At 39.7% G+C, this 11,288-nt stretch carries 11 protein-coding genes; 3 read left to right on the top strand and 8 right to left on the bottom strand.

The window, feature by feature from the left end; genetic code table 11:
• From G399_RS21095 to G399_RS0118975, 4 genes are all read right to left on the bottom strand, one after another.
• On the bottom strand, positions 1-1,552 hold a 1,552-nt coding region (locus G399_RS21095; protein WP_161627091.1), incomplete at its 3' end, for a S8 family peptidase.
• An 888-nt stretch (positions 1,553-2,440) separates the two neighbouring features.
• Positions 2,441-3,829 carry a replicative DNA helicase gene (dnaB, locus tag G399_RS0118985; RefSeq protein WP_026843893.1) on the bottom strand — a complete coding sequence of 463 codons (1,389 nt, stop codon included), beginning with the start codon at positions 3,827-3,829 and terminating at the stop codon, positions 2,441-2,443.
• 167 nt (positions 3,830-3,996) lie between these two features.
• Positions 3,997-5,181 (bottom strand): chromate efflux transporter, encoded by a 1,185-nt coding sequence (gene chrA, locus G399_RS0118980; protein ID WP_006015710.1) that lies wholly within the window; start codon positions 5,179-5,181, stop codon positions 3,997-3,999.
• Positions 5,178-5,804, bottom strand: coding sequence for a hypothetical protein (locus G399_RS0118975; protein ID WP_006015712.1), 627 nt, complete (start codon positions 5,802-5,804; stop codon positions 5,178-5,180). The genes chrA and G399_RS0118975 overlap by 4 nt, the downstream gene beginning before the upstream one ends.
• 691 nt (positions 5,805-6,495) lie before the next feature.
• On the opposite strand from G399_RS0118975, the gene G399_RS0118970 reads away from it, so the two are divergent.
• On the top strand, positions 6,496-7,119 hold the full coding sequence (locus tag G399_RS0118970; protein ID WP_006015714.1) for an MOSC domain-containing protein: 624 nt from the start codon (positions 6,496-6,498) through the stop codon (positions 7,117-7,119).
• 132 nt (positions 7,120-7,251) lie between these two features.
• Here the strand turns inward: G399_RS0118970 and G399_RS0118965 are convergent, their stop codons facing one another.
• On the bottom strand, positions 7,252-8,436 hold the full coding sequence (locus G399_RS0118965) for an acetyl-CoA C-acyltransferase (RefSeq protein ID WP_006015717.1): 1,185 nt from the start codon (positions 8,434-8,436) through the stop codon (positions 7,252-7,254).
• A gap of 286 nt (positions 8,437-8,722) precedes the next feature.
• Between G399_RS0118965 and G399_RS0118960 the strand changes: the two genes are divergently transcribed.
• Entirely contained in the window at positions 8,723-8,911 is a 189-nt protein-coding gene (locus G399_RS0118960; RefSeq protein WP_006015728.1) for a hypothetical protein, read from the top strand.
• Positions 8,912-9,183: 272 nt separating this feature from the next.
• Here G399_RS0118960 and rplI read toward each other — a convergent pair whose 3' ends face one another.
• The 3 genes from rplI to rpsF are packed head-to-tail and all read right to left on the bottom strand — an operon-like array spanning position 9,184 to position 10,340.
• The gene (gene rplI / locus G399_RS0118955) at positions 9,184-9,636 is read right to left on the bottom strand and encodes a 50S ribosomal protein L9 (RefSeq protein WP_006015730.1); all 453 of its coding nucleotides are present in this window, start codon (positions 9,634-9,636) and stop codon (positions 9,184-9,186) included.
• Positions 9,637-9,657: 21 nt separating this feature from the next.
• Positions 9,658-9,885, bottom strand: a complete 228-nt coding sequence (gene rpsR / locus G399_RS0118950) for a 30S ribosomal protein S18 (protein WP_006015732.1) — start codon at positions 9,883-9,885, stop codon at positions 9,658-9,660.
• Entirely contained in the window at positions 9,885-10,340 is a 456-nt protein-coding gene (gene rpsF / locus G399_RS0118945; RefSeq protein WP_006015734.1) for a 30S ribosomal protein S6, read from the bottom strand. Before rpsF ends, rpsR begins: the two co-directional genes overlap by 1 nt.
• A gap of 413 nt (positions 10,341-10,753) precedes the next feature.
• On the opposite strand from rpsF, the gene G399_RS0118940 reads away from it, so the two are divergent.
• The gene (locus G399_RS0118940) at positions 10,754-11,152 is read left to right on the top strand and encodes a VOC family protein (RefSeq protein ID WP_006015736.1); all 399 of its coding nucleotides are present in this window, start codon (positions 10,754-10,756) and stop codon (positions 11,150-11,152) included.
• The last annotated feature ends 136 nt before the right edge of the window (positions 11,153-11,288 follow it).

Below are 11,288 nucleotides of genomic sequence, written 5' to 3'. Positions count from 1 at the left end.
CTGACTTCACAATATCATTATTCCAGATGACGCCATTCGCTGACTTTACATCTCCCTTCGCAATATCGTTATTCCAGATAACGCCATTCGCTGTTTTACTGTTAGCCTGCTTATCTTCCCCCAACGTAAACTCGCTAGATCGTTCATCGAATTTAGCAGGACCAAAATAATGGCTTCTTAAATTAATATCATTCGCAATATTCAAACCGCTATTCGCACAGCCAACAGCTGTTGTGTTAATTGCGGCCGATGCATTGATAAGTCCGGCACCTTGTGCAAAAACACTAAAGGCTAATCCACCATTTTGCTTTTTGGCTTGCGACGCTGATGACATTAAACGACATTTAATTTCATCGGGTGTCAAACTCGGATCTTGTTGAATCATCAAAGCAACCACGCCTGCTGTGACAGCTGTAGCTTGAGACGTACCAGAGACACCCGAAGTTCGGTTTTTGTCGGCTAAATGACTACTTTGAGCAACAAGCCCTTTAACGTTTGTTCCTGGCGCAAGTACTTCTGGCTTCATAAAACCTTCAACTGTCGGTCCAAAACTAGAAAACGAAGCGACAATATCATCAGAAGTGTCAAACGGAGTACTGTTGTCATCCATCGCGCCAACAGTAATAACATATGGGTTATTACCCGGGACACCGACACTCATATCTTTGTTATTGCCGTTACCTGCAGGGGCAATAACGGTAATACCATTGTTCCATGCACGCATCAAAGCCTGGTTAATTGGATCTTCCCAGTAGAATGATGTTGCTGGAAAACTGAAGGCAACATTCAACACTCTGATATTTAACCTATTTCTATTTTCAATAGCGTATTCAATGCCTTGTAAAACAGAAGAATAAGAAGCTTCTCCTTTCTCATCGAATGCCTTAATCATTACCAAATCTACATCTGGCGCAACACCACTATGTGCACCTGTTGGAGAGCCGTACTGGTCAAAAACACTGGTGCTATCGGCTAAAATACTTGCCATGTGTGATCCGTGACCATTGAGATCTTGAGAACCTGATGCGTCTTCACCTAGTGAATTAACGACGGTTATGTTTCTTTGTAAACCTGTTGTATTTTGATTTAAAGCGGAAAATTGACCGAGACCACTATCGATGATAGCAACAGTAACCCCTTTGCCCGTAATACCTACTTTATGGAGTTCACTAGCGCCTATTTGTGCTGGAATTTGTGAGTTGCGAGGCGCGTTCTGACCTAGTGAACTGTCTTGCATAACCCCTAGATTGCTGTTAGCAGACAGACTCACCTGATTATCTTCGTTAAAAAAGCGGATCATCGCATTTCTCGAAGAAATCCCTTGGACTTGTTTATCTGTCAACTTAGCTGAAACTGCTTGAATAAGTTTAAATTCATGAATGATAACACCGTTTTCTGCTTGAATAGCAGAAACTAAGGCTGGGCGACTTGCACCTTGCAAAATATATTCTTCACCACTTGAGTAATTTGATATACCCCAAGCTGCTGCTGTGAAAGCCAATGCGCTACTCAATATTGCAGAGGTTATTTTATTAACTCTTTGTGATTTCATTATATTTTCGAGATTGCCCATATCTAAATTCCAATTTTTCTTGCATTAATAAATGATTCGGGTAAGTCATTTGCAACTTCAGTTCTAAAAATTGAATTGCATAGTGAATAACTCTTATATGAGTATGCGTCAAAATTTTGGCGTGTAAACCATAATAATAAGATTACAACCTAAACTTATTATTCGTAGTTTTGCCAGATCGCTTGTACCCCTTTCAAATACACATACTTATAGATAGAATTTTATACTTAATTAATTTCAATTAATTTAACCAACCAATTAAATTGGTTGTTTTTTAACCTTAAATAGACTGATATTTAACCTTTAATTGTTATTTTAAAAATTTAATTACTACTTAAGCTAGTTTTTTATTGAACAAAATAACTTGATAAATAAAAGAATATCGTAATAAAAAGACTATAAAACACTACCATCGTTTAATTTGCATCATCGGACTATAAAAAATAAAATAACAAATAAAAACAATTAGTTATAGACAATTAACAGTGTTATAAAAAATAACTTACTATTAATTAAGAACTATAAGTAAAGTTGATGAGAATTTGATACTTACCCTCGAAGAAGATTATGAGTAACAAATTAAAGAAATAGAAATTTGATCAGAAGAATTTTATAAAAGTGAAGCGATTTAACAACATATACCAAATAAAACCAGCAATTTATGCAAAATACACACGTTTATGTAGGACAGATGAGACGTTTTAGAGAAATTAATCCAAAAACCACAATAGAATAGGTGATGAGATAGCTTGGATAAATTAGGCTTACACCGTATATGAATGATTTAAGAGGTTGTTAGATTGTTAGCTTAATATTGAACAGCAATAAGCCCAAAAATAGAATCCAAAACTGTCACTAAGAAAGCGATTAGTACTCGTCTTCAAAAGCAGGTCCCGCATAATTATCGAAACGAGAAAATTGCCCCTGAAAAGTCAGTCTACTTGTACCAATTGGTCCGTTTCGCTGCTTACCAATAATGATTTCTGCAATGCCTTTCATTTCAGATGCTTCGTTATAAACTTCGTCTCGATAGATGAACATGATCAAATCGGCATCTTGCTCAATTGAACCTGACTCACGTAAATCTGAGTTGATGGGTCGTTTATCGGCTCGTTGCTCTAGCGTGCGGTTTAGCTGTGACAAAGCGACAACAGGAACTTCAAGTTCTTTTGCCAACGCTTTCAAGGAACGTGATATCTCTGCAATTTCCAGTGTTCTATTTTCACTGAGCGAAGGTACGCGCATCAACTGAAGGTAATCAATCATGATTAAGGAAAGACCGCCTTTATCTCGTGCTATCTTTCTTGCTCGTGTTCTCAGCTCCATCGGCGTAAGGCCTGATGAGTCATCTATATAGAGGTTATCTTTCTTTTTCAATGTTTTGATTGTGCCAGACATTCTAGCCCACTCTTCATCGTCAAGCTGAGCTGTTCGAATATGAGTTTGGTTTACTCTACTTAACGATGCAAGCATTCTCATCATGATTTGCTCAGCCGGCATTTCGAGGCTGAATACCAATACGGGCTTGTCCTGCAGCATCATAGCGTTTTCACATAAATTCATCGCAAAAGTGGTTTTACCCATTGAAGGACGAGCGGCGACAATAATCAAATCAGAACGTTGTAATCCACTCGTTTTGCTATCAAGGTCGGTGTACCCGGTTGAGACACCTGTTATTTCTAGGCCTTGCTTAACCAATTCATCGAGTCTGTTAACGGTTTTTGTTAAAACCGTAGTAATGTCCTTCGGACCTTCGTTCTCACCAGTCCGTTTTTCGGCAATTTCAAAAACCTTTGATTCAGCAAAATCGAGAATATCAGCACTATTTCTACCCTCAGGGTTATAGCCAACATCAGCAATATCGTGAGCAACCCCGATAAGCTCCCTAACAATAGCACGTTCACGAATGACACTGGCATAAGCCGATACGTTCGCTGCGCTGGGGGTGTTTTTGGCTAATTCGATAAGATAAGAGAAACCACCGGCTTCATCTAGTTTACCGCTTTGGGCAAGTGTATCTTTCACGGTGACAGTATCGACGGACTGATTATTACTTAGGAGTTTTATAATTGCACCGAAGATGGTGCGGTGTGAGCGGTTATAAAAATCACTCTCGACTACAATTTCAGCTACCTTGTCCCATGAATCGGGCGCGATCATCATACTGCCTAGCACGGATTGCTCCGCTTCTATAGAATGCGGAGGGATCTTAAGCTGTTCGACGTCGTCTTTTTTTTGTTTATCTTGAAATTTCAATTGCAGCGCACAGTTGTATTTTGAGCATATTATTATGCGTCAAAAAAGCCGCCTTGTCTGTTAAAAATATAAGGAAAATATGTAGCCCGTTTAATCTAGTGTAGCAAACCATGTGAAGTGGCCTTGTGTAGTGTCTTTGCGGTTAATGACGATAAATTAAGTGCAAATTATAAAAGCACTGACCCTATCACACCACCTGCTATTACGACCAACCAAGGTGGTAGCTTCCAATACATTAATGCCCCGAACGCAATTATCACACCAATAAAGTCGTTTGTTCCTGACACACCTTCTACAAACACCGGTTGATATAAGGCAGCAAATAAAATACCCACCACACTTGCATTTATACCAGCCAAGGCCGCCCTAATTCGAGGCTTGACTCTTAAACTCTGCCAAAAAGGCAATATCGCATAAACTAGCAGAAATGACGGTAGGAAGATCGAAATTAAAGCAAGCAAAGCGCCAAGAACACCACTAATAGGTCCGTTTAGTACACCGCCCAAAAAAGCCGAGAAGGTAAATAAGGGCCCCGGAACAGCCTGTGTTGCACCATAACCGGCTAAGAAAGCATCTTTTGTCACCCAACCTGTTTTTACCATTTCACTTTCAAGGAGGGGAAGTACAACATGCCCACCACCAAACACTAAGCTCCCTGAACGAAAAAAGGCACTCACAATGTCAACAATTGGCTGCTCAACGAATAGTTGAATGACCGGCAGCCCAAACAAAAACACAAGAAAAACGAAAAACCACAACACACCACTAAACCGAGAAATGGACAAAGTGAGCTGACTTTCAGTCATATTCAGTGAGGGTTTGAATAACCAGACGCCAATAACACCCGCAACAACAATGACAACCAATGGTGCAAAAACTGATTGAAAGACTAATAGACCGATGGCAGAAAGCAACATAATTGTAATACGCGCGTTATCAATACAAATACTTTTCCACATTCCCCAGACTGCTTGGGCGACAACGGCAACAGTAACAATTTTCAATCCGGTCAATAGACCTATGGGAATGACATTGCCGTAATTTGAATACCCTAGCGCTAGCAACAGTAATAATATAGCAGAGGGCATAGTAAACCCAAGCCATGCTGCTAATGAGCCAAGGTAACCAGCTCGAGACAAACCAATGGTAAGCCCAACTTGACTACTTGCGGGCCCGGGCAAAAACTGACATAAAGCAACGATTTCGGAGTAGTCGGATTCGGTTATCCACTTTTTACGGACAACAAACTCTTCTCTGAAAAAAGCAAGATGCGCAACTGGACCACCAAAGGCAGTAAACCCCAGTTTTAAAAAAACCAAAAATACTTGTATTGGTGAACGAATATGATTCACGCTTTTCTTGACTCCTTCAGTAACACTTCCCAGGCCGTTCGGCCTTTATCATTGAGCGACAGTTTAAGCATCGGCATAGGTTGACCATGATTGATATCTGCTTCTACAAAAAAGTGACTGTGTGGCTCTAAGCGGACACCGTATTGTCCACCAACCATAGCAATGTAGTCAGTTGGGTCACGTTTTATTGGGTTTGCATAAACACAAATATAGGTCTTAACATTATTAACACTCTTTTTACTCGGTACTCTATATCGGTTGCTACGCTTTGCTTTTACAGGGTCAAGTGAAATGACGATATTGGCCTTGATGTTGAGCTTGCGTAACTCTCTCATTGCAATATCTTTTACAATGGCGCCACCGCGACTATGCCCAACCAAGTTAATCCTAATTTTCGCATTTTTTAGCTTTTGTTTAACAATATCTTGGATGATTTTTTTCTTATCTAGGTAGCCATAGTACTTGGTTTCGCATGTGGGTCCTTTTTGCAAATCCAAAGCAGCTTTAGCGAGTCCCATCAAATTAGTGGGTCCCCATTTGATGATACCAAAGCGTTCACGTGTTTTATCAGCCCCACCGCCAATAAAATAAATTATATTCGATACGTGTATGGTATTTCTCACTTATCAATTTCGTCCTAAAGTAAGAAATAATATATCTATTTTATGAAACTTTCATGAAGATTCTTTTAAATATAGGCAGACTATTTTGTTACGACTTTTACACCACCACGCACAGTAGAAACTTGCACAGTACTTGTGGAGTTTGAAGTGCTGAATTCTAACGAACGTCTAGCCCTATATTTAACTTTGCTTTGTTCGTTATCAGTAATTTTATTTCTAATTAAACCAGCCGCTTTTGCCTTAATGTCAAACCTTATCGCAACGTCCTTTTACGACTTTGTTAGCACATAAGCGAAAGCACACAACGTATATACGAACAACAAGCAATTAATACAAAAATTTAAATCCTGCTCTATCACCTCGTATAGCGGCATCGATTAACGCTTTGTGCTGATAATCCTGAGGGGCGACCGCGCTTAATATAGGGTTTATAATAAAGCTATACTGTACTTCTTATTCTGTATTTAATTATATTATTCAAAAAGTATGTCACCCTTCAATTCAAAAAGTATGTCGCACTTCAGTTCAAAAAAGTTCAAATCCACCATATTTTTTAATCTACTTTTTATTTTATTCAAAGCTTATGCTACCTTAATACGCATTGTATTAGCTTGAATACCGATAGGCTTTGGCTTTCCTAAGCCATTAGTTCACCTCAATTTGCAACATAACAACATAAGGGAAAGCACTGATGCTAGTGGACGCGTTATTTGCAGGTAAACCCCAAGCTTTCGGGCCTAGACAATCACCAAGTAGTATTATTAAGTTGCCATTCGAGCAACTCCATATCGAATTAAATGGCGCAATTGAAGACGAGCAAGGAAACAAAAAATTGCATGGTGGTCCTGAAATGGCAATGCATCAGTATTCTCAAGAAAGTTATGAAATATTAAGAAAAAAATTTCCGAATATCACGCAAAATCTTCTTTTTGGCAGCATCGGAGAAAATATATCAGCGCCTACGATGAGTGATGAAACTGTATTTATTGGCGACATTTACCGTATTGGCAGTGTTGTATTGCAAGTCAACTCGCCCCGTGCGCCCTGCGTTAAAATAAATCAACGATATGGCGTCAGAAACATGGATCTGTTTATTGCAGAGCAAAGGATAACGGGATGGTACTACCGAGTTATCGAAACCGGTAGAATGAAGGTCGGTGATAGTATTACACTTGAGCATCGATTGCAGAACACCAAGTCAATAAGCGATATTATGCGCTTGGTTCGTAGCAAAGATAAAAATATACCGGAGAAAGTAGACGCTAGTGCAATTAGCGGCTTAGCGGCTGAATGGGTCAGAAAACTAAAAAAATAGGTCGCTTACTAAATACCGACTGATACTGTTCAATAACACTCGAGTAACCCCTAGAAGTGATTAACTTTAAGGGGTTACAACAGAGTAAATGCACTCTATATGTGCATCAATCTATATCTACATCAACGAGCATTATGCAATTTCAAATAAACCAGCGGCGCCCATGCCTCCACCAACACACATCGTGACTACAACATACTTAACACCACGACGTTTACCTTCAATCAAAGCATGGCCAACGGCTCTTGCACCAGTCATTCCATAGGGATGACCTATTGAAATTGCGCCACCATTGACATTATAGATGTCGGGGTCAATACCTAGCTTGTCTCTGCAATATAAGGCTTGGCAAGCAAAAGCTTCGTTCAATTCCCACAAACCAATATCGTTAATACTCAAGCCATGCACTTTAAGCAATTTAGGAATAGCATAAATTGGGCCAATACCCATTTCTTCTGGCTCATTACCAGCGACCATCATACCGCGATAAATACCCAGTGGAGCCAACCCACGTTTTTCTGCCATTTTCGCTTCCATGACCACACATGCCGAAGCGCCATCAGACAATTGACTTGCATTACCAGCAGTAATACAACCACCATCAATAACTGACTTGAGGCTTTGCAGACTTTCCAATGTGGTCGAAGGACGGTTACCTTCATCTTTTTCTAATGTCACTTCTTTAAACGAAACTTCTTTTGTTTCCTTATCCATAATGCCCATAGTTGAGGTCATTGGTACTATTTCATCATCAAATTTACCCGCAACTTGGGCTGCTGCTGTGCGCTGTTGTGACATTAACGCATATTCATCTTGAGCTTCACGTGAAATATTGTATTTCTTAGCCACGTTTTCCGCCGTAAATAACATAGGCATATAAGCGTGTTGCGCTTTGTTAGTGACATTTTTGTCTACACACTGGCTCACCCAATCATAATACTTTGCTTGGATTTCAGAAATATTCTCTTGACCACCAGCAACCACTACGTCCATACCGTCAACAATAACTTGTTTAGCGGCTGTAGCGATGGCCATTAGGCCCGATGAACATTGACGGTCAATAGTTTGACCTGAAGCAGAATAAGGCAATCCCGCAGCTAAAGCAGCTAAGCGAGCAACGTTCGAGCCCGCGCTTCCAGCATTCAAAACCGAACCAATGATCACATCATCAATTTCGCCACCTTCAACACCGGAACGCTCTACTGCATGTTTTATTGCATGGGCTGTCAAGGTAGGTGATTTAATATTATTGAACGCACCACGATAAGCACGACCAATTGGCGTGCGCGCTGTAGAGACGATTACGGCTTCTTTCATCGAAATATTCCTTGAGTTAGGTAATAACAATATTCTGGTGAGAATGGTTTAGTAAACCTCACCATTCGTACGTTACAAAAATAAGCAGTGATAGTGCGTTGAAAGCGGATTGATATCAAGCCAACAGTCATTTTGCTTTTTTATGCGCAACAATACCTATCACTTATAGTCTCAGCACCCTTCATTAACGGAGATAATCAAGCAAACAAAATAAATGAAATTATAAGCTCTTAAAGTGCCTTTTACAGGCGTCGTTGTTCTTCCTTTATTCCATAAATTGGAAGTCATGGATATATCGCTAAAGACCATTGAAGTTGATAGAAGCGGCACCGGCAGACTTATTTGTAAGGAAAACATCAGTGCGGATATCAAAGTCGCATTTTTCTTTAAAGTAAATAAAAACCGCGATGACGTGCTAAAAGTAGCCCAAGCAATTGGTTGCGAACGTGCATCAAGCAAGTATTGCCACCCTTGAAGACCTATTCAGTGCTAAATTTTCGAAAGCATTAAAAACCGTCGGTAAGTAAGTCACTCGAGTTAGATGGAACCCGACGCAAAGAGAGATTTTGGAAAGGCGAAAGTAAAACCTATGATATGCATGGCAAAAAACTCTGTGTAGTCATGCCAGGTTATCCTTACACGGAGTCAGGCGATGTTTTTAAACCTGTTTGCAGATGAAAAAAAACACCGCTGTGCGGTGTTTTCAATTTCTAAGCGATATCTATTAACTAGATATCGTTTACGCTATTAAGCTTCTTGGATAATTACCAATTTAACTATTGCCATTACTTCTGAGTGCAATTGAATATCGATTTCGAATTCGCCTGTTTCACGCAAAGTACCGGTAGGTAATTTAACTTCTGCTTTAGTAATCTCAACACCAGCGGCAGTAACTGCATCAGCGATGTCACGAGTACCAACAGAACCAAACAACTTACCTTCATCGCCAGCAGGAGATGCGATAGTCACTGGCTCAAGAGCGTTAAGTTTGTCAGCACGTGCTTGCGCAGTGGCTAATTGATCAGCAATCTTAGCTTCCAACTCGGCGCGACGTTGCTCAAATTTATCAACGTTGGCTTTAGTAGCCGGAACAGCTTTTTGATGTGGGAACAAATAGTTTCGTGCATAACCTGATTTTACTGTGACCTTGTCACCTAGACCGCCTAAGTTGGCGACTTTGTCTAGTAGTATGATTTCCATCTTGCTACCTCTTTGCCAATCTTATTTGTGTGAATCTGTATATGGTAACAATGCTAAGAAACGCGAGCGCTTAATTGCAGTTGCTAACTGGCGCTGATATTTAGCGCTAGTACCAGTAATACGGCTAGGAACAATTTTACCACTTTCAGTTACGTAGTTTTTCAACATAGGTATATCTTTATAATCGATAACTTCTGCGCCTTCAGCTGAAAAACGACAAAACTTACGACGTCTAAAAAAACGAGCCATTATGCGTCTCCTTCTTCTGATTTAGCTTCTTCCGGTGCAGCGGCTGCTTCTGGTGCAACTGTTGCTTCTGATGCAGCTTTTGCTTCAGGCGCATCGTAAGATTTTTCGTCACGTGGTGGTCTGCGATCGTCACGACGTTCTTCTTTAGCCATTGGAGACTGTTCTGTCACCGCGGCTTTCGTACGCATCACTAGGTTACGCAAAATGATGTCGTTGTAACGGAAAGCAACTTCTAGTTCATCTACAGCTTCGACAGTTGCTTCAACGTTCAATAGAACATAGTGGGCTTTGTGTAGCTTTTCGATTGGGTATGCCAATTGACGACGACCCCAGTCTTCTAAACGATGGATTTTCCCGCCGTCTTGTTCGAGAATACCAGTATATTTTTCAATCATGCCTGGCACTTGTTCACTCTGATCTGGGTGAACCATGAATACGATTTCGTAATGACGCATTATTGCTCCTTACGGTTGTAGCCTCGCGTAGTGAAGTCGTCTACATGGAGACAAGGAACTAAGATATTGACTTCAAGGGCGCGCAGTATACATACACAATACTGCATAGACAAGTAATTTTAGACAACCATAATGATTGATATGAAATATATGCAAATTTAACTATATAAACTAAAAATTATGCCGGTGTAGTAGCTTAAAAAGTGCCCTTATAACTGATGCAAATCCTCATAAACAAGGACTAGCGTTATTGTTTACCTATATTAATGGGTTTATATTTTTCACGCGCTGCAACAATCATTTATTATGTTACAGCAAAATCGCGCAGTAAATCAGTAGTAGTCACATCCGAGCTAAAAAAGTAAGCTGTAAATTACGATTATCATTACGTAGACACATACGGGAGCTTGGTTTTGCTAACTCATATTCATCATATTAATTTTGTAGTGGCTGATTTAAACGCGTCTATTCTTTATTTTAAAAAACTTTTAGGACAGCAACCAATTGTTGAAATACTGCCAGCAAGGAATGTCAAAACAGCGAGGTTTGAGATAGGACAAAGCTTGTTAGTATTAGTGCAACCTATCACTAATGAAGGGGTAGTTGCTGATATTCTAGCAAACAAAGGAGAAGGTATTTTTTTAATCTCATTTGCCACTCATTCTATTGATAAAACACTTCAAGATCTCGAATTATCTTACAGCGAAAAAAGACTAGGCATAGATGGCTGGCCAATTTGCGATCTATCACCTTTTGAGCAATTTGGCGTGGTTTTACAGTTAACAGAAACACCTAAAATTAATTCAATTTGAAATTAAATATTTCAAATTGAATTTATTCACTGTGAAATTCGCGCAAAAAAATAACCAACTGTCTGATTAATAACACTTTTATATTTATCAGCTATTTGGCATGAACCATGCTTTAATAAAACTTGTAAACGGAACG

Origin of the sequence: Brumicola pallidula DSM 14239 = ACAM 615, from assembly GCF_000428905.1 — a bacterium.
In the GTDB taxonomy this organism is placed as follows: domain Bacteria; phylum Pseudomonadota; class Gammaproteobacteria; order Enterobacterales; family Alteromonadaceae; genus Glaciecola; species Glaciecola pallidula.
The sequence above is the reverse complement of the archived record's forward strand: the minus strand, read 5'-3'. Positions and strand labels throughout refer to the sequence as shown.

Coding starts and splice junctions, on each gene's coding strand:
- G399_RS0118970 (WP_006015714.1), top strand. CDS start 6,496: ATGCTAGTGGACGCGTTATTTGCAGGTAAACCCCAAGCTTTCGGGCCT.
- G399_RS0118965 (WP_006015717.1), bottom strand. CDS start 8,436: ATGAAAGAAGCCGTAATCGTCTCTACAGCGCGCACGCCAATTGGTCGT.
- G399_RS0118960 (WP_006015728.1), top strand. CDS start 8,723: ATGGATATATCGCTAAAGACCATTGAAGTTGATAGAAGCGGCACCGGC.
- rplI (WP_006015730.1), bottom strand. CDS start 9,636: ATGGAAATCATACTACTAGACAAAGTCGCCAACTTAGGCGGTCTAGGT.
- rpsR (WP_006015732.1), bottom strand. CDS start 9,885: ATGGCTCGTTTTTTTAGACGTCGTAAGTTTTGTCGTTTTTCAGCTGAA.
- rpsF (WP_006015734.1), bottom strand. CDS start 10,340: ATGCGTCATTACGAAATCGTATTCATGGTTCACCCAGATCAGAGTGAA.